This is a genomic window from Micromonospora sp. DT47, from assembly GCF_049844475.1.
GTDB lineage: Bacteria > Actinomycetota > Actinomycetes > Mycobacteriales > Micromonosporaceae > Micromonospora.
The window spans coordinates 140948-160310 of sequence record NZ_JBNCLC010000005.1; the positions used below are offsets into that span (position 1 = coordinate 140948).

Below are 19363 nucleotides of genomic sequence, written 5' to 3' on the forward strand. Positions count from 1 at the left end.
CCCCGAACGGCTCAGAGACGGAAGACCACCGCGTTGCCGACCTCCTCGCGAGTGATCCCGAGCTGGTCCACCGGCGCGTCGACGGTCACCTCCCACGGCGTGCCGACGATCTGGTCGCGCAGCACCACGACGTTGCTCACCCCCAGGGTGCGCAGGTATTCGACGCTGGTCCGGTCCGGAAAGGAGAGCGTCACCCGGCGCACATCGTCCTGCTGGGTCGGGGTGAAGCCGCTGCCGCCGTTGACCACGTCCTGGAACTGGCTGGTCGACCAGAGCATCACCGGCTGGTCCAGGTTCTGGCTGCTCGGCAGCACCAGCATCGGACCGTTCACGGTCCGCATCGCCGCAGGCTGCTCGGGCACCACCGGGTGCGGCGTGGTGTTCAAGCCCTCCACCACGACCAGCAGCAGTGGCAGCAGGGCGGCCGCGCGCAGCCACGGCGACGGCCGGGCCGGGACCCGTTCGGCGGAGATCTCGCGTACCCGCTCGGCGAAGGCACTCACCGCGCCGGCCGCGAGCAGGCCGAGCAGCAGCGTGGTCCAGAGCATCATCCGGCCCGGCGTCCGCAGCCCGTTCCAGCCGGGCAGGTGGTCGAAGAGTGGCACGTAGGTGAAGGTGCCGTCGAGGAACCGGGTGCCCATGCCCAGCGCGATGGTGACCAGCACGCCGGCGAGCAGCGTCAGCCGGTGCCGCAGCCGCCAGACCGAGAAGAACAGACCGCCGGCGGCCAGCGCGTAGAGCACGAAGCCCGGCAGCAGCGTCATCTCCGGGTGCCAGGGCAGCGCCGCCCGCGCTCCCTCGTGCAGCGCCCCCCAGACCCGGGACTCGGCCGGCGCGGTGAAGAAGCCGCTCACCGGGGGCGAGTAGACGGCGATGTCGCCGATCGTCCGCTCCGCGTTCGGGTGCTGCTCGGCGACCTTGAAGTACGGGACGGCCAGCAGCGCGCCCACGGCGGCGAAGACCGCCCCGCCGACCAGGTCCGCGACGAGCAGCCGGGCGCCGAACGGACGCCGCACCGGCCGGACCACCCAGCGTCGCAGGCACCAGGTCACCGTGGCGACCAGCACGATGCCGGCGAGCAGGTACGCGAACGGCAGGCCGATGCCGAAGCCCAGGCTGAGCTGCCAGGCCGCCACCAGCCACCCGGCGTACGCCCAGCCCACCCGCCGCCGCTCCGGGCGGTAGCCGTGGCGCAGCGACCAGCCGTGCCCCCGGGCCAGCATCGCCAGCGCCAGCGGGATCCCGCCGTTGGAGACGATGTGCAGGTGACCGGCCTGGGCGAGCAGCCACGGGGCGTACGTGTAGCTGACCCCGGCCACCGCGGCGCCGATCCGGCCCGAACCCAGCTGCCGGGCCAGCACGTACGCCCCGAACGTGGCCAGCGCGTGGGCAAGCACGAACATGATGTTGTAGCGGAGGACGGCGGCGTCCGGGCCGGTGCCGATCATGCCGACCGGGGCGTACCCGAGCAGGGTGTCGGAGAAGGCGAAGCTGTACGCCTCCGGGAAGAACGTGTTCGACTGCCACAGCTGGCCCGGGTTCGTCCGCAGGATGTGCCCCGACCAGGCCATCTGCCACGACTGCAGGCTCGGGTCCCAGTAGTCCTGCGGCAGCGTGTAGAGCGGGTAGCGCAGCGTCGGCCAGGTCAGCGCGACGGCGAGGGCGAGCGCACCGAACGCGGCGAGCGTCCACTCGTGTCGCAGCAGCCGGCCGACCGCACGGGCCGCCCGCCGGGGCCGGCCCGGCACCGGCTCGGGAGCGGGGGCGAACGCCGACCACGGGTCCGGCTCCGCGCTGGCCTTCTCCGCGCCGACTTTCTCCGCGCCGGCCTTCGCGGCGTCGGCCTTCTCGTCCGCGCCGGCCCGCTTCCCGTCGGTCACGGCCTTCTCGTCGGAGGCCCCGGCGTCGTCGCTGCCGCCGGCCCCGGCGTCGTCGGACTTCCCGGCCTGCCCGGTCGGCTGGCCGCCGCCGGTCGCGTTCGTCGTCATGCGGGTCAGGCTCCCACGCCGAACTGCCCACGGAGGAAGGCGATGTCCGCACCCTGACCGGCCGCGCCGCCGGGCGTCTCCACGATCACCGGGGCGCCGGCGGCGCGGATCACCGCCACCACCAGCTCCGGATCGATCGTGCCGCCGTCGAGGTTGTCGTGCCGGTCCTGCCCGGAGTTGAACCCGCCCTTGGAGTTGTTGGCGTGCACCAGGTCGATCCGGCCGGTGATCGCCTTGACCCGGTCGACCAGGTCGAGCAGCTCCTCGCCGCCGGCGTAGGCGTGACAGGTGTCCAGGCAGAAGCCCACCTCGTAGTCGCCGAGGGCGTCCCAGAGCCGGGCCAGCGCGTCGAGTCGCCGGGCGCAGGCGTTGTCGCCGCCAGCGGTGTTCTCGATCAGGACCGGGAGCGGAAAGCCGCCCGAGTCCGCCGCGTACGCGAAGGTCTTGCGCCAGTTGTCGAAGCCGACGGCCAGGTCGTCGCCCGCGTTGACGTGCCCGCCGTGCACGATCAGGCCCTTCGCGCCGACCTCCGCCGCCGCGGTCGCGTGCCCGAGCAGGAGCTTGCGGCTGGGGATCCGGATCCGGTTGTTCAGGGTGGCGACGTTGATGACGTACGGCGCGTGGACGTAGACGTCGACCTCGGCGGCGCGCAGCCGGTCCGCGTCCTCCCGGGGTTTCGGGGCCTTCCAACCCTGCGGGTCGGAGAGGAAGAACTGCACCGCCTCGGCGGAGCGGGCGGCCGCCTCCGCCAGCGGGTCGGTCTGGTCGACATGGGCTCCGATACGCATGCAGGCGAGCCTACGTCGCGCCCCCGACGGCGGGGGTGACGGTCGCGGGGAGTCGCGACGGCGGGTCCGGCGGTGTCGCGTCACCCGCCGGCCCCGTGGTCGTTGACCCGGTTGGGATCGACAGCCGGCTCTTCCGGTTCTGCGGACGAGCCGGACCGGTCCCGCAGCGGTGCACCCCGTCGTGCGGCCCGGCACGGCGGGGGCCACCGCCCCGTCGGCACCCGCCGAGAGCGGCAGAAATCTCGGACTAATAGTTTAATTTCGGCCATCGCGCAACGAGTGCCGTTGTACCGTCGGATAACAACAGGAAAAGCTCCGCGGGGCGTCCTCGGTCCAACCTCATCGGTGTGGTCGTTCCTCCCCAGGTCCCACCCAAGGAATGCGGACGGGACGCCCCGCGGCCTCGTGGACAGGGGTCCGCCGCCGGCCTTCGGGCGCCGGGGCGGGCCCCTGTCGTCACGCCCGGCCGGTCGCCCCGACCTGCCCGGGCATGATCGTCTGGACCGGGTATCCTGGTCAGGTTGTCCGCGTCCGGTCGGGTTCCCCCGACCCGGAGCGGGCACGACGCACGACCTCCTGCCACGGAAGGACCGTGGCCGCCAAGCCCATAGGAGGTGAGCACGTCTTGCGTCATTACGAAGTCATGGTGATCCTCGACTCCAGCCTCGAGGAACGCACCGTTGCCCCGTCGCTCGACACGTACCTGAACGTGATTCGGACCGCGGGTGGCTCGGTCGAGAAGACCGATGTGTGGGGCCGCCGGCGCCTCGCGTACGAGATCAACAAAAAGGCCGAGGGCATCTACGCCGTCATCGACCTGCAGGCGACGCCTGAGGCGGTGGCCGAGCTGGACCGTCAGCTGCGGCTCAACGAGTCCGTGCTGCGCACCAAGGTCATCCGGCCGGAGATGCGCTAAGCATTCAACCCCGTTTCGCCCGGATCAGCCTCATCGGCGCTGTCGTACGGCTCTGAGAGCCTGTACGGCAGAACTGATGAGTGCGCGAGGAGATGGTCATGGCAGGAGACACCACCATCACGGTCATCGGCAACCTGACCGATGACCCCGAGTTGCGGTTCACCCCGTCCGGTGCGGCGGTCGCCAAGTTCCGGGTCGCTTCGACGCCCCGGTTCATGGACAAGACCACCAACGAGTGGAAGGACGGCGAGCCGCTCTTCCTGGCCTGCACCGTGTGGCGGCAGGCGGCGGAGCACGTCGCCGAGTCGCTCCAGCGGGGCGCCCGTGTGATCGTCTCGGGCCGACTGCGTCAGCGGTCGTACGAGACGCGCGAGGGTGAGAAGCGCACCGTCATCGAGCTCGAGGTCGACGAGATCGGCCCGTCGCTGCGCTACGCCACGGCGAAGGTGCAGAAGATGTCCCGCTCCGGTGGCGGTGGCGGTGGCGGCGGCTTCGGTTCCGGCGGCGGTGGTGGCCAGGGCGGCGGAGGCAACTTCGACGACCCGTGGGCTTCTGCCGCACCTTCTCCCGCGCGTGCCGGTTCGGGCGGCAACTTCGACGAGGAGCCTCCGTTCTAATGGCGCCGAGCGCCCGCGATCGCAAACCAGGAGCAAGGTCAATGGCCAAGGCTGCGGCACTTCGCAAGCCGAAGAAGAAGGTGAACCCGCTCGACAAGGACGGGATCACCTATATCGATTACAAGGACACCGCGCTGCTGCGCAAGTTCATCTCCGACCGCGGCAAGATCCGCGCTCGGCGGGTGACCGGCGTGACCTCGCAGCAGCAGCGGCAGATCGCCCGTGCGGTCAAGAACGCCCGTGAGATGGCGCTCCTGCCGTACACCGCCACGGCCCGCTGAGAGGGGGCACCGATATGAAGATCATCCTGACTCAGGAGGTGTCCGGCCTCGGTGCCCCGGGTGACATCGTCGAGGTCAAGAACGGCTACGGCCGTAACTACCTGCTGCCGCAGGGCTTCGCGATCACCTGGACCAAGGGTGCGGAGAAGCAGGTCACGGTCATCAAGCGGGCCCGCTCGGCCCGCGAGATCCGCGACCTCGACCACGCCAACGAGGTCAAGGCCCAGCTCGAGGGTCTCGAGGTCAGCCTGAAGGCCCGCGCCGGCGAGGGAGGTCGGCTCTTCGGCTCGGTCACCCCGGCCGAGATCGTCGACGCCGTCAAGGCGGCCGGCGGTCCGGCTCTGGACCGTCGTCGGCTGGAGCTGCCCGGTCACGTCAAGTCGACCGGCTCCTACCCGGTGCGGATCAAGCTGCACCCCGAGGTGACCGCCAAGTTCGACCTCAACGTCGTCCAGGGCTGACACCCACCGCACGACGGAAGGGCCCGCACCGGACTCCGGTGCGGGCCCTTCCCGTATCCGACGGCCTGGCCGCGGGCACCCGGGACGCTCCGACGGACCCGGCCCGCCCGAGGCCGGGACGGGTGCCGGTGCCCGGCGGTCAGCCGATCGGCTGACCGGTCACCGCGCTGATCATCACGGTGGAGAGGCCGCCCCCCACCACCGCCGCGGCCAACGCCACCGTCGTCGACCGCCAGGTCGTCCCGACCCGGCGCAGCAGCACCGCGACCACCAGGCTGCTCAGCAGCGCCAACCCGAACCGCGGCGCGCCCGCGACGAGCGAGCCGAACGCGTGCGCCCGCGGCGAATCGCACCCGCCGCCGCTGATGTCCGTGACACACCCCGCCGGCGCCTGGCCGCTCAGGGTCAACAGGAACACGAAGACCAGCACCGCCGGCACCAGATAGCACGCCGCGGTGTAGATCAGCGGGCGGAGCGGACCACCGGGATCCGGATCCAGCAGGTCGTCCTCGAGTCGGCGGCTCCACACCCCGCCGCCCACCGACCCGACCCGATCGCGCAACGACGAGGAACCCGCCGTATGGCCGGGGTCGACCGGCTCCGTCCGCCGGGGTGCCGTACGCGGGCGCGGGGCGCTGTAGGCGACCACCGGTGAGCGCGGCGCCGACGGCGGCACCTCCATCCACCTCGGATCGTCCCCGGCCAGGCGGGTCCCCGACCAGAAACCCTCGGGCTGCTCCGACCAGGGCCAGCCCTCCCCGGCCGCCGGCTCCGCCGACCGTGGCGGTTCCGTCCGGTCCCAGCGACCGACGTCGGCCCGGTCCCGCCGCCCGGCCTCGACGGCCCCACCCCACTGGCCGACGTCGGTGAACCGGTCCCACTGACCGGTGCTCTCGTCCTGGTCCTGGTCCCGGCGCCCCGTGCCGGCGGCCCGGTCCCACCGGCCGTCGGAACCCGCGCCCTGCCAGGTATGCACGCCGGAGGCGTCCCACGGGTCCACCGCGGGCCGGTACTCCGGCTCCGGCTCCGCGGCCGGTCCGGCTGTGCGGCTCCACGGATCGGCAGCAGGACGCGACCAGGAGGAATCCGCGACGGCACGCCGGGAGCGCCGGGTCGGCCGTTCCGCTTCCCGGTAGGCGGGCGTCGCGGAATCGACGTCGGACTCCTCCACACCCGACCAGATCACCTGGGGACGACGGGACGCGGAGCGCCGCGGGCGGCTCGTCGGCATCACCCCGGAGACCGGCTCGTCCTCGACGGGCTCGGCCCGCCGGCTGCCGACGTACCCCTGCTCCTGGGGGCGGTCGAAGGTCCACTCCCGGGTGTGGTCCGACTCGGGCGCGGTACCGATCGCCGGCAACCCGCCGCGCTCGCTCTCCTGCCGCCAGCGGGCCGCGCGGCGGCCCACCTTGTCATCCTCGTCGTCATCCGGTGCGGCGTGCCGCCCCCGGCCGTCGGCGTGCGCGATCCCGGACTCCACCGCCCAGCGCGGCAGGTAGGCGTCGACCGGCTCCTGCTGGCCGCGCTCGACCGCCCGCCGACGGCTCGGCGTCCGCCACCGGTCCAGCCCGGAGGCGTACGGATCGGCCGGGACCGGCTCGCCGAGGTCGTCCCACGGAGCGATCGGCTGACGCTCGCGCGGGCTGCCCTCCCCGCGCTCCCAGTCCCGGTAACTCACGGCCGGAGCGTGACCCTTCTCAACCGAAAGTGCAATCCGCTGTCCAGGTGTAGCCGTTCGCAGGAGATAGTACGGGAAAACCGTCCCTCCAGCCTTACCGGAAAATTCTCGTCCACAGGCTGGGGATCGTGTCTTCGCAGGTCAGAGCCGGTCCGGTCGAAATTCCCCAACAGTTGTCCACAACCTGTGCACACGCTGCGCACATGCTCGTCCGCCGACGTCCACAGGTTGTCCCGAGGCTTGTCCACCGGCCTGGTTGGGGTCTGACCTCGGACTCCGTATCGTGGGGCACCAACCCGGTCGCGCGATGGCCCCCGACCGACCGGACCGGTCCGTCGGAAGTTGTCGCACCCGGGCGGTAGAGCTGGTAGTCGACGATGCAGTGGAGGGGGATCCGTGTCGGTCACCGACGACATGCGGGCGGAGCCCCGAGCCGGCGGGCAGTCGCCCGCACCGGCCCCGCGCGACGGGCATTTCGACAAGACCCCGCCCCAGGACGTCGCCGCCGAGCAGTGCGTCCTCGGCGGCATGCTGCTCTCCAAGGACGCCATCGCCGACGTAGTCGAGATTCTGAAGTCCACCGACTTCTACCGGCCGGTGCACGCCACCATCTTCGACGCGATCCTCGACATCTACGGCCGGGGTGAGCCGGCCGACCCGATCACCGTCGCGGCGGCCCTCTCCGACTCCGGCGACCTCGGCCGGATCGGCGGCGCGCCCTACCTGCACACCCTGATCGCCAGCGTGCCGACCGCGGCGAACGCGGCGTACTACGCCCGGATCGTCGGCGAGCGGGCCGTGCTGCGCCGGCTGGTCGAGGCCGGAACCCGGATCGTGCAGCTCGGCTACGGCACCGCCAACGGCGGCAGCCGCGACGTCGACGACGTCGTCGACCTCGCCCAGCAGGCCGTCTACGAGATCACCGAGCGCCGGGTCAGCGAGGACTTCGCGGTGCTGGCCGACATGCTCCAGCCGACCCTGGACGAGATCGAGGCGGTCGGGGCGCAGGGCGGCGTGATGAGCGGCGTGCCGACCGGGTTCACCGACCTCGATCGGCTGCTCAACGGCCTGCACCCGGGGCAGCTCATCATTGTGGCCGGAAGGCCCGGTCTGGGTAAGGCCCTCGCCCTCGACACCCCGCTGCCCACCCCGGCCGGTTGGACGACCATGGGCGAGGTGAAGGTGGGTGACCGGCTCATTGCTGCCGACGGCCAGCCGACGACTGTCACCAACGCCTTCGAGGTCCGTCATGACCGTCCCTGCTACGAGGTCGAGTTCTCGGACGGCTCGGTGATCGTGGCCGACGGCGAGCATCTGTGGAAGACCACCACCCGCGCGAGTCGCCGGGCCAGCGGCACCCGTCGGCGGAGCTACTGGTCTCCGGAAGCCGCCGAGCGTCTTCGGCGGGTCGCCAGGGACGCCCAAGGTGGGGGCGACGTCACCATGGCTGAGCTGGCTGACGCGATCGGGGCGGAGTTCGTGCACACGGCTCAGCGGGTCACGCGGGGCCTGCCGGCGAGAACGCCCTCCCGCATGCGTGACCGCCCAGGGGCCGGGCCAGCGCGTACTTACCCGGCTCGGGAGCTCTATCAAGGGTTGCTGCATCGTGTCGACCAGTGGACGGCCGCCCTGTCGGCCGCCGAGCACGCCGAGGTGGTGACGACCGAGCAGATCCGCGCGACGTTGCGAACCGAGACCGCCGACCGGCGGCTGAATCACGCCGTACCTAACGCCAGCGCCCTTCAACTCCCAGCCCGGGACCTCGCCGTTCCTCCGTACACGCTAGGCGCGTGGCTGGGAGACGGACACAGCGCCGGTAGCCGGATCACCACGGTCGACCCGGAAATCCTGCGCTGCATCGAGAGCGAGGGATTTGAGACGGTGCCGTCGGCCGCCGTTTCGACCCTCTACACGGTTCGGCCCAGTTCGTGTCCGTCGTGCGCCGGGCGCGGCGGTTGCCCGCGGTGCGTCCACAGCACATGGTCGCTGGTGCAGATGTTGCGTGCGGTTGATGTGCTCGACAACAAGCACATCCCGGCCGAGTATCTGCGCGCTTCGGAGAGCCAACGGCGAGCCCTGCTCGCTGGCCTCCTTGACACCGACGGGACGGTCACCAACGTCGGTAACGTGCAGTACACCACCACCTCGGCTCGCCTCGCCGAGGGCGTCTACGAGCTGATCGTGAGCCTCGGGTACCGCTGCTCCGTCGCGCGCAAGGCGGTAAAGGGCCGGACCCCGGAGTCCTCGGTCGCCTACAACCTGAACTTCACCACCACCGATGAGGTCTTCCGTCTGTCCCGGAAGCGGGAGGTTCACCGCCTGCGCCTTCGAAGCGAGACCAACACCCGCACGGGTAGTCGCTTCATCGTTGACGTGCGTCCGGTGTCGAGTGTGCCGGTGCGCTGCGTGACGGTCGACAACGACGAGCATCTGTATCTCGCCGGTCGGTCGATGATCCCCACCCACAACAGCACGGCGAGCATGGACTTCGCGCGGCACGCCGCCATCCGCGCGAACCAGGCGGCGGCGATCTTCTCGCTGGAAATGAGCAAGGTCGAGATCGTCATGCGACTGCTCTCGGCCGAGGCCCGGGTCCCGCTGCACGTGCTGCGCAGCGGTCAGCTCTCCGACGACGACTGGACCAAGCTGGCCCGCTGCATGGGCGAGATCAGCGAGGCGCCACTGTTCGTCGACGACACCCCGAGCATGAACCTGATGGAGATCCGGGCCAAGGCGCGTCGGCTCAAGCAGAAGCACGACCTCAAGATGATCGTGGTCGACTACCTACAGCTGATGACCTCGCCAAAGCGGACGGAGAGCCGTCAGCAGGAGGTCGCGGACCTCTCCCGTGGCCTGAAGCTGCTGGCCAAGGAGGTCGGGTGCCCGGTGATCGCGGTCAGCCAGCTGAATCGTGGCCCGGAGCAGCGGACGGACAAGCGCCCGCAGTTGTCCGATTTGCGCGAATCGGGATCAATTGAGCAGGATGCCGACGTAGTCATCCTTTTGCACCGGGATGACTACTACGACAAGGAGTCGCCGCGCGCCGGTGAGGCGGATTTTATTGTGGCCAAGCATCGAAATGGCCCGACCGACAGCATCACCGTCGCCGCCCAGCTGCACCTGTCCCGCTTCGTCGACATGGCCATCGTCTGACCTGATCGTGAGCGGGCAACAGCGGCGCGATGAGTTTCCGGCGCCGGAACCGTCACACCAGCGCGGGCGCGGTGCTCGACTGAGGGTCAGCCGACCAACGGGAACCAACCGGCGGCCTCGCCCAGTTCCTGCCGGTCCCGGTCGGTGAGCCGCTCCCGGCCGGCGGCCTTGAGCAGGTATTCGGCGTCGTCCCAGCCGGCCGGGCGGACGGTGTCGTCGCTGACCAGGCCGTCCATGGTGGCCACGGCGACCCGGGTGGCGAGCGGGCCGGGGGGTGGCGCGTCCGGCAGGTCGAGGACCAGGTCGAGGTGGTGGATGACGGCCTCGGTGGTCAGGGTGGCCAGGAAATCCGGTACGCGCAGCACGTGCCCCTGGGTGGTGACGCAGCCGTCCGGGTCCGCCGCTGCCGCCGCGCGGACCGCGGCGGGGGCGGTGTCGGACCAGATCCGGACCACTCCGCTCGGGCGTTCGAAGGCGGCGGCGGAGCGGCGGGCCCACCAGGCGTGCCGGGCGCCGTCCCCGTCGCCGCCGGGTGGGAAGGACCGCCAGTAGCTGACGTCGTCCACGTCGGGTGGGCCGTCGGCGGGGCTGGCCAGGGTGACCAGCGCGCGCTGGGCATCGCAGAGCACGTGGAAGAGCAGGTCGGCAACGAGCCAGCCCCGGCGCCGGGTGGGTCGTTGCAGGCCGGCGTCGTCGAGTTCGGCCACGACCCGGGTGATCCCGTCGTAGGCCTGCGCCAGCGCGGAGTGCTGCCGGGCGAGCGTCATGACGTCCAGCGTCGCACGGGGGCGACCGGTCGGTACGACGGCCCGGGTGGCGCGACCGGGCCGGCGCGGAACCGGCCCGGTCGCCGAGGTGCTCAGCCGAACATCTCGTCGAGGAAGCTCTTGTGCTTCTTGCGCTTGTAGTGCCCGTGGTAGCCGTGGTGCTGCTGCTGCCCGTGGCCGTACGCGGGCTGCGGCGGGTAGCCGGGGGCGGGCGGTGGCGGCACCGCGCCGTAGCCCGGCTGGTGCGCGGGCGGGGGCGGCGGGGGCGGGGGGTACCCGCCCTGGGTGTGGACGTGCTGCTGGCCGGGGGCCTGGGCCGGCTGCCCGGGGGCACCCTGCTGCTGGTTCCAGTTGGCCTCGGCCTCGAACAGCTTCTCGAGTTCGCCGCGGTCCAGGAAGATCCCCCGGCATTCGGTGCACTGGTCGATGACGACTCCGCTGCGCTCGTACTGGCGCATGTCTCCGTGACACTTCGGGCAGGTGAGCTGCATTGCTCGACGGTACCCGGTCGAGGCGACCTTCAGGCGGTGGCGATCAACGTCTCGGTGACCTCGTCGTCGGAGATCTCGTGGAAGTCCTCGTAGTAGGCGCCGACCGCGCCGAACTCGGGCGGGCGCTGGGCGCAGACCACCTGGTCGGCCTCGGCGGCCAGCAGCTCGTACGCCTCCTGGGAGCCGACCGGGACGGCGACGACGACCCGGCGGGCGCCGAGGTGGCGGGCGACCTGGACGGCGGCCCGGGCGGTGGCGCCGGTGGCCAGACCGTCGTCGACGATCACCGCGGTCTTGCCGGAGAGGTCGAGCGGCGGTCGGCCGGCCCGGTAGCGGGCCTCCCGGCGTTCCAGCTCGGCCTGCTCGCGGCGCTGCACCTCGGCGATGGCGTCGGGGTCGAGCCCGGAGGCGATCGACTCGTTGAGGACCCGCACGCCAGCGGGGCCGAGCGCGCCGAAGGCCAACTCCGGCGCCCAGGGCATGCCGAGCTTGCGGACCACCAGGACGTCCAGCGGCGCGCCGATCCGGTCGGCGACCACCCGGGCGACCGGCACCCCGCCCCGGACCAGCCCCAGCACGATGACGTCCGGCTGCCCGACCAGGCCGGAGAGACGGTCGGCGAGCTGCCGGCCGGCGTCCTCACGATCGCGGTAGGTGCTCATGCCCTCAGGTCTACGCCCTGAGAGGGACCTTCGCCGGTGACTCCGCCGAAACCGTGGCCGGAAGCGGGTGCAGGGCGGGTGCCCAGACCAGCAGGGCGAGCGGGTAGAGCAGGTAGCCGAAGCGGGTCGAGGGCATCAGCAGGATCGCGGCGAGCAGCCCGTACCCGCAGATCACCGCCGTGGCGGCGGCGGTGCGCGGCGGGCGGCGGACGAGCCGGACGGCGATCGCGGCGCCGACCGCCACGAGCAGTGCGGCGGCGACCACCCGGCCGGCCGGCAGCGCGGTCGCGATCAGGTGGCCGGGGAAGGGCGACTGGGCGGGGCTGGTCACCAGGCCGTGGCCGAGCGGGAAGCGCAGCACGTTCTCCACCAGCGCGTCCCGGTCCACCAGCAGGGCCGGGACCAGGGCGAGGAGTGGCAGGCCGAGGGCGCCGGCGGCGACCCTGACCCCGGACCGCCGGGTGGCCCCCCAGAAGATCAGGACCAGGGCGACCGGCCAGGCGAAGAGCTTCAACGCCCCGGCGAGCCCGACCGCCACGCCGGCCCTGCCCGACCGGTCGGCGGCGGCGAAGGCCAGGGCCAGCAGGCAGAGCGCGAGTACGGGCAGGTCGTCGCCGCCGGTGGCGAGGGTGAGCGCGCAGACCGGCAGCACGGTCGCGGCCTGTACGCCCCGGAGCACCGCCGACCCGGCCGGCCGGTCCGCCGCCGGCCGACCGCCGGCCCGCAGGGTGACCACCGCGACGGCCAGCACCAGCGCGGTGACCAGCGCGAACCAGACCCGTGAGTCGGTCCACCAGGCGTCGACGGCGGCCCGGGGCAGCCCGAACAGCGCCATCCCCGGCTGGTAGGGGGTGTAGCCGAGCAGCCGTTCGTCGGCGGGGAGCGCGGCGATCGCGTCGTGCCCCAGGTAGGGGGTGCCGGTCCCGGCCAGCAGGATGCCGGCCTGCTCGACCACCACCACCTCCTCCTGCGCCCGGTCGGTCCGCCCGGACGCCCGCTGGACGGCCTGGAGCGCCAGCGGCAGCAGGGCGGTGGCCGCCCAGGTCAGCCCGGTGACCACCCCGCGTGCGCCGGTTCCCGCCCACGCCGGACGCGCCCGTCGGGCGAGCAGCTGACCGGTGACCAGCAGCGTCGCGAGCAGGTAGCCGAGCGCGGCGACGCTACCCCAGGAGCGGTGCGGCGGCAGCGTGGAGGTGATCGCGGTGACCGCGGCGAAGGCGGCCGAGGCGGCGTACAGGCCGAGGTCGAGGGCGAGGCGGCCGGCGGCGGAGTCCACGGCCCGCCAAGCGCGGGTGGCTCGGTCGGCGGCGGTCACGCCGGCAAGTGTGGCAGACCCGTCGCGCGGTTCCGTCCGGGCTGGCGGCGGCCGGTGGACAGGCGGATCACCGCGCCGGTGTCGTGCAGCGGCGGGACGAGCGCGCCGGGGCGCCCGCCCGAGCCGCGCTGGAGGGCGGCGAGCAGGCTGCCGGCGGGCAGCGGACGGGCGAAGAGGTGACCCTGGCCGGCGGCGCAGCCCAGCTCCCAGAGCGCCCGGCGTTGCGGCTCGCTCTCCACCCCCTCGGCCACCACCGCCAGGTCGAGGCTGCGGCCCAGGTCGAGGGTGGAGCGGATGACGGCCGCCGCCTCCGCCGAGCTCTCCATCGCGGTGACGAAGCTGCGGTCGATCTTCAGCTCGTGCACCGGGATGCGGGAGAGCAGGGAGAGCGACGAGTAGCCGGTGCCGAAGTCGTCCAGGGCCAGCCGGACGCCGGATTCGCGCAGCCGGCTGAGCACCCGGTCGACCACGTCGAGCTGGCTGAGGGTGAGCGTCTCGGTCAGCTCCAGCACCAGCCGGTCCGGCGGGAGGTCGTGTGCCCGCAGCCGGGCCAGCACCGCACCCGGGAACCGGGCGTCGAGCAGGCTGCGGGGGGAAACGTTCACCGACACCGGCAGGTCGAAGCCGGCCGCCCGCCAGCTGCCGACGGCGATGAGCGCCTGGTCCAGGATCGCCTCGGCGAACGCCGGCAGCAGGCCGGAGCGTTCCACCGCGTCCAGGAAGCGCAGCGGGTCGATGATGCCGTGGGTGGGATGGTGCCAGCGAGCCAGAGCCTCGGCGCCGGTCACCTCGCCGGTGCCCAGGTCGACGATCGGCTGGAAGTTGACGGTGAACTCGTGGTCGGCGACCGCGCGGGGCAGCTCGCCGCCGAGGGTGAGCCGGCCGAGGTCGGCGGTGTCCCGGCCCGGGGCGTACGTGGAGATCCGCTGGCCGGCCCGCTTGGCCTGGTACATCGCCACGTCTGCGCGGCGCAGCAGCTCGGGCATGCCGCCGCTGGCCGGGGCCGCCGCGATGCCGCCGCTGGCCTCCACGCTGATCCGCATGCCGTCCACGTCGAGGGGCTCGTGCAGGGCGCCGAGCAGGGCCTCCGCCCGGTGCGCCGCGACAGCCGGGGCGGGCAGGCCACGCAGCAGCACGGCGAACTCGTCGCCGCCGAGGCGGGCCACCAGGTCGTCGGGGCACGCGGCCGCGCGCAGCCGGTCGGCGACCTGCATCAGCACCTGGTCCCCGGCGGCGTGACCGAGCGTGTCGTTGACCTCCTTGAAGTGGTTGAGGTCGATCAGCACCAGCGCGGTCACCCCCTCGGCGTGCCGTTCGGCGATCTGCTCGGTGCCCCGTTCCAGCAGGTCGCGACGGTTGGCCAGGCCGGTGAGCGCGTCGTGGGTGGCGGCGTGCGCGTGCTCGTCGGCCACCCGGGCCAGCTCGGCGTACGCCTGGGCGTTGCGGACCGCGGTGCACAGCGCCGAGGCGAAGGTACGCAGGGTGTACTGCTCCCGCTCGGAGAGCTGCACCGGCCCGCGGAAGCGCAGCCTCAGCATCCCGACGTCCGCGGTGCCGTCGTGCCCCTCCAGTCGGGAGGGGATCACCGACCCGTCGACGGTGCTCGGCTCACCGGCCGGCCCGTCGTACGTGATGGTGCCGTTGGCGCCGCGGACGGAGCGGCTGCGGTCGCGCAGCTCGACCTCGACCTCGTCGGCGGAGAAGAGCTCGGCGGCCTGGGTGACGGCGGTGGTGAGGACGTCGTCCAGGTCGACCACGTTGAGCGCGTCGGTGGTGCGGGCGAGGCGCTGCCAGGCCTGCTGTTCGGTGCGGGTGCGGATCCGGGTGGAGTAGGCCAGGTGCAGGCTGAGCACCAGGGGAGGCATGGCCAGCAGCAGCCGTGGATCGGCGCGCAGGATGATCAGGGTGCAGGCGGCTACCACGAAGCGCACCGCGAAACCGCCGAGTCGCAGGTCGAGGTTGCTCCGGAACTGGCGCGAAATTTGGGTGCCCGAGGCGAGGGCGATGACGGGTATCGCCAGGACGTCGTCCAGGACCGCGGCGACCAGGTACGCGCCGGCGAGCACCGCGACCATGCGGGGCAGGTCCGACGTCGAGCCCCAGTGCAGGAAGGCCAGCGCGCCACCGGCCCCGGCGGCGACGATGATGTTCTTGCTGACCCCGAACAGCAGCTTGATCGCGGGCAGCCGCAGCGAGGCGAGGGCTACCCCGATGCCGGTGCAGAGCACCACCCAGGACGTTGGTGCCACCGCGACACCGAGGACGATCGCGGTCTCGTTCCAGCTGATGAGGTGTGTTGTCGACCGGATGCGGATGCGGGCCTTGACGAGAGTGCCCAGCGCGATCAGTAGGGTGAGCATCAGCGCGGTGATCGCGTCGTCGCCCGAGCGGGGGCGTGCCTGCGCCCACCCGGTCCAGAGCGCGCCGACGGTCACGCAGGCGGCGAGAACGACGACGAGACCGACGAGCAGCCGGAGCTGCCGATCGGTCTCATTCTCACGTCGCCTGGTAAGCGTCATACCACTCCCGGCTGACCACTTGCCCTGTGAGCGCAGCCTATCGTGCGATCGCCGCGGTTCTCACGTCAGGTTTTCAGCCCCAGTCACTACCGCGCATGTCCCTGCCTCCTTCGACCCCCGGCACTCGACAAATGCCGTGTGCCACTTCGTTGATGAATGGCAGCATAAATCAGGATGGAGGCGTTAAGCAGGGATATATGTGATTGTATTCAACATTAGTCAATACTCTGGCTATTCATGACTTTCCGTCCACCTGGGCTGTGCGGAGAGCGGCCGAGGCCTCCTTTGCGTGTGCGATCCGCTGCGCAATGTGGTCGGGTGGTCAGTCCGAAGAAGTGACGTTCGCCCCGCCCACAGTCTGATACCTGGACGGGGAGATCTCATCCGCACTTCAGTTCGATCGGCGGAACGGATCAGCGGAGGGGGCATCCGAAGCCTTCACGCTTCCCGGGTGGGACGCCGTTTCGTCGCGGCGGGTCGGAATTGCCGGTGATCGCTAAGCTTCGCGGATGATTCCCTGAACATCCGCCTAACCGGAGCCGTTGCGTTCATGGAAATACGGACCCTGGGTGGCTTCGAAGTGAGGATCGGCGGCATGGCGGTGCGCCTCGGCACACCCAAGCAGCAGATCGTCATGGCGATGCTCGCCGTGCACCCCGGCCAACTGGTCACCGTGGACCGGCTGGTGGACGAGGTGTGGCCTGCCGACCCGCCTCGGTCCGCCGTCCCCAACATTCGTACCTATGCCGCCAACCTGCGCCGGGCCTTCGACTCCGCCGGGGCGCACGCAGTGGTGGTCCGGGAGAACCGCGGCTATCGCCTTTCGGTGGACGAGGACCTCGTCGACGCGACTCGCGCGACGGTGCAGTGCGCCGAGGCCCGGACACTGGTCCGGCGAGGCCGGTTGGACCGCGCGGCGGAGCTGCTGGCCTCGGTGGTCGAGTCCTGGCAGGGGCCGCTCTTCGCCGGCCTGCCCCTCGGGCCGGCGCTGTCCGCCTGCCGGGAAATCATGGAGGAGGAGCGCCGCTCGGCGGTGGAACTCCTCGCCGAACTGCACCTGGAGGCCGGCCGCACCGAACTCGCCGTGTCACTGCTGCGTACCCGCCTGTCGCACGAGCCGATTCGCGAGCAGTCCCAGGCGTTGCTGATGCGGGCGCTGATCGAGGCGGACGACGTGGCTGGGGCGATCTCGGTACATGACGCGACTCGCCGGGCGCTTGCGGAGCAGTTGGGAGTCGCCCCCGGCGAGGAGTTGGAGCGACTTCGTCGGGTAGCTGTCGGTGCCCGCCGCCCCCGTGGGTCTGTGGACGACTCCACCAGGCCGGAGGAACCTTCGCAGGAGCAGCCGGCCCCCTCCGTGCTCAACTGGCTTCCGCGCGCCGTGCCGGAGCTGGTCGGGCGCGAGGCCGTCGTCGGCAGACTGCTGAGGAACATCACCCGTGAGGGTGGTTCTGGCTCTGTGGTTCGAGTCGTTGACGGTATGCCGGGTTGCGGCAAGACGGCGCTGGCCGTGCACCTCGCCAACCGCCTGGCCCCGGCGTACCCGGACGCGCAGCTCTTCATCGACCTGCGCGGTCACGGTCACGCGCCACCGCTGGAACCGTCGGCGATCCTGCTCACCCTGCTGAGACAGCTCGGTGTGCCGGCTGGCCGGGTGCCGAGCGACCTCGACGACCGGATCGAGCTCTGGCGCCGGGAGTTGAGCCGCCGCCACGCCGTGATCGTCCTGGACAACGCCGGCGGCAGCGAACAGGTAATGCCGTTGCTGCCCAGCGGGCCGGGCGCGGTGGTCCTGGTGACCGCCCGCAACCGGCTCTTCGCGGCCGAGGCGGGCGTGCCCGAGTCGCTTCCCGTCCTCAGTCCGGAAGGGGCGGTGGAGCTGTTGGCCGTGACGGCCGGGGCGGCACGGGTCGGCGCCGAGCCGGAAGCCGCTCTGGAGGTGGTCCGCCGGTGCGGGTACCTCCCCCTGGCCATCCGGCTGGCCGGCGCCCGGTTGGCGCATCGCGGGAGCTGGCGGGTGGCGGACCTGGTCCAGCAGCTCGCCTCCGGCCGGGGCGCGGTCAGCCAGTTGGCGGTGGAACACCGGACGGTGGCCGACGCGTTCGGCACCTCGTACGGGCCGCTCAGCGAACGGACCCGGTACGCGTTCCGGATGCTGGCCATCCACCCGGGCAGCCACTTCAGCCTCCCGATGGCGGCGGCGCTCGCCGATCTTCCGCTGCACGAGGCCGCCCGGACCGTGGACGAACTGGTCGACCGTCATCTGCTCGAGGACGTCGGCAGCGGGCGGTACCGACTGCACGACCTGATGCGGCAGTACGCGACGGAGCTCTCCCGGCACCTCGACGAACCGCGGGTCCGCATCGAGGCCGTCGACCGCCTCCTGGACCTCTGTCTGCGGATGGCGTTGAAGATCGCCGTGGTCATCCAGCCGATGCTCGCGGAGGCGCGGCTGGTGCGGGAGCCCGCGCCGCGCCCCGACCTCATCGACGCGTTCGGTCCGGCCGAGGTGGAGTGGCTGGAGCGGGAACGGGCGAATCTGACGGCACTGGTGGCATTCGCCGAGAGCACCGGCCGCGACGGCTACGCGTGGCGGATGGCCCGGGCCCTGTGGCGCTTCTGCTACATGCGCAGCTACTTCGACGACATCATCCTGACCCACCACAAGGGGCTCGCGGCCGCGGAGCGCAGCGGTGACCGGGCCGCCGCGGCGGCGATGAAGAACTATCTCGCGTCCGCGTACGTCCGGACCGGTGACTACCGTGCGGCGCTGAGCCTCCTGGAGTCCGCGATCAGGACGTACGAGGAGTTCGGTGACCGGACCACCGTCATCCGGTTCCGCAGCAATCTGTCGGCCATCCACTGGCTGACCGGCGACCTCCAGGCGGCCGTCCGGCTGGGTGAGGACCTGCTCCTCGAGGAGCGGTGTCGCGGCGGGTTGCAACTGGGGCTCCTGTTGCCCAACCTCGGCCTCGTCTACTCAACGATGGGACGGTACGACGACGCCCTGCGTGTGCACCGGCTCCACCTGCACATGGCGAGGCTCCTCGGCGACCAGTTCCACCTGCTGAACGCGCTTGCACACATCGGCACGGTCAAGACCCGACTCGGTCGGTTCGGGCAGGCCGTCCGACTCCTCGAGGCATCGCTGACACTCCGCGACCGCACAGGGCACCGGTACGGCGAGCCGGAGACCCGGGCCGACCTGGGAGCCGCGTTGCGCGGACTGGGTCTCCTCGACGAGGCGCGACGCCAACACGAGCTGGCCCTGGAGTTGGCGATCGACCACGGGGAGCGGCACACCCAGGGTATGGCCCTGAACGAACTGGGCCTGACTCTCGCCGCGCAGGGAGAACTCCGACAGGCGGCCCGCTTCCACCAGCGGGCGCTCGAGGTGGCCACCCGGATCGCCCATCCGTACGAGCAGGGCCGTGCGCTCGCCGGACTCGCTGAACGGTTCGTCGAGGCCGATCCCGCGCAGGCGCGCCGGCACTGGCAGCGGGCGCTGGCGATCTTCGAACGGATGGACGTACCCGAGCGTGACGAGGTGCGCCGCCGCCTCTCCGGGACGGAGCCGCCCCGTCCGGCCCGTGAAGCTTGACCTGCTGATTCGCCGCTTATCGATTTCTTATCGCCGCTACCGTTAGCGTGCCAACAGCCGGCGAACGGGGGAGGTTCTGGCCGTGGTCAGAACCGGGCCGTCGAAGCCCCCGCACGTCGAGGTCCC

14 protein-coding genes are annotated in these 19363 nt (G+C 71.8%); 6 read left to right on the plus strand and 8 right to left on the minus strand.

What is annotated here, in order from left to right; genetic code table 11:
• Positions 1-11 precede the first annotated feature (11 nt).
• Positions 12-1988, minus strand: coding sequence for a hypothetical protein (locus tag ACLQ2U_RS09955; protein ID WP_425750280.1), 1977 nt, complete (start codon positions 1986-1988; stop codon positions 12-14).
• Between the two features lie 5 nt (positions 1989-1993).
• Entirely contained in the window at positions 1994-2776 is a 783-nt protein-coding gene (locus tag ACLQ2U_RS09960) for a deoxyribonuclease IV (protein ID WP_425750281.1), read from the minus strand.
• 625 nt (positions 2777-3401) lie between these two features.
• Here ACLQ2U_RS09960 and rpsF point away from each other — a divergent pair.
• From rpsF to rplI, 4 genes are all read left to right on the plus strand, one after another.
• Positions 3402-3692, plus strand: a complete 291-nt coding sequence (gene rpsF, locus ACLQ2U_RS09965; protein WP_067301247.1) for a 30S ribosomal protein S6 — start codon at positions 3402-3404, stop codon at positions 3690-3692.
• Positions 3693-3772: 80 nt separating this feature from the next.
• Positions 3773-4309: a single-stranded DNA-binding protein gene (locus ACLQ2U_RS09970; protein ID WP_425750282.1), complete on the plus strand. Its 537-nt coding sequence runs from the start codon at positions 3773-3775 to the stop codon at positions 4307-4309.
• 41 nt (positions 4310-4350) lie between these two features.
• Positions 4351-4590 (plus strand): 30S ribosomal protein S18, encoded by a 240-nt coding sequence (gene rpsR / locus ACLQ2U_RS09975; RefSeq protein WP_007073789.1) that lies wholly within the window; start codon positions 4351-4353, stop codon positions 4588-4590.
• A gap of 14 nt (positions 4591-4604) precedes the next feature.
• On the plus strand, positions 4605-5051 hold the full coding sequence (rplI, locus tag ACLQ2U_RS09980; protein WP_425750283.1) for a 50S ribosomal protein L9: 447 nt from the start codon (positions 4605-4607) through the stop codon (positions 5049-5051).
• A gap of 139 nt (positions 5052-5190) precedes the next feature.
• On the opposite strand, the gene ACLQ2U_RS09985 is transcribed toward rplI, so the two are convergent.
• Positions 5191-6729: a hypothetical protein gene (locus tag ACLQ2U_RS09985; protein WP_425750284.1), complete on the minus strand. Its 1539-nt coding sequence runs from the start codon at positions 6727-6729 to the stop codon at positions 5191-5193.
• A 396-nt stretch (positions 6730-7125) separates the two neighbouring features.
• Between ACLQ2U_RS09985 and dnaB the strand changes: the two genes are divergently transcribed.
• Positions 7126-9882: a replicative DNA helicase gene (gene dnaB / locus ACLQ2U_RS09990; protein WP_425750285.1), complete on the plus strand. Its 2757-nt coding sequence runs from the start codon at positions 7126-7128 to the stop codon at positions 9880-9882.
• Between the two features lie 86 nt (positions 9883-9968).
• On the opposite strand, the gene ACLQ2U_RS09995 is transcribed toward dnaB, so the two are convergent.
• The 5 genes from ACLQ2U_RS09995 to ACLQ2U_RS10015 form a co-directional block, all read right to left on the minus strand.
• Positions 9969-10649, minus strand: a complete 681-nt coding sequence (locus tag ACLQ2U_RS09995) for a maleylpyruvate isomerase N-terminal domain-containing protein (protein ID WP_425750286.1) — start codon at positions 10647-10649, stop codon at positions 9969-9971.
• A 92-nt stretch (positions 10650-10741) separates the two neighbouring features.
• Positions 10742-11140 carry a zf-TFIIB domain-containing protein gene (locus ACLQ2U_RS10000; RefSeq protein WP_425750287.1) on the minus strand — a complete coding sequence of 133 codons (399 nt, stop codon included), beginning with the start codon at positions 11138-11140 and terminating at the stop codon, positions 10742-10744.
• A gap of 29 nt (positions 11141-11169) precedes the next feature.
• Entirely contained in the window at positions 11170-11802 is a 633-nt protein-coding gene (locus tag ACLQ2U_RS10005; protein ID WP_425750288.1) for a phosphoribosyltransferase, read from the minus strand.
• Between the two features lie 10 nt (positions 11803-11812).
• A complete protein-coding gene (locus tag ACLQ2U_RS10010; protein ID WP_425750289.1) occupies positions 11813-13117 on the minus strand; it encodes a glycosyltransferase 87 family protein in 1305 nt (434 codons plus the stop codon).
• A complete protein-coding gene (locus ACLQ2U_RS10015) occupies positions 13114-15636 on the minus strand; it encodes a putative bifunctional diguanylate cyclase/phosphodiesterase (protein ID WP_425750290.1) in 2523 nt (840 codons plus the stop codon). Before ACLQ2U_RS10015 ends, ACLQ2U_RS10010 begins: the two co-directional genes overlap by 4 nt.
• A gap of 595 nt (positions 15637-16231) precedes the next feature.
• Here ACLQ2U_RS10015 and ACLQ2U_RS10020 point away from each other — a divergent pair.
• Complete coding sequence (locus ACLQ2U_RS10020) at positions 16232-19237, plus strand: AfsR/SARP family transcriptional regulator (protein WP_425750291.1); 3006 nt, start codon at positions 16232-16234, stop codon at positions 19235-19237.
• Positions 19238-19363 lie beyond the last annotated feature (126 nt).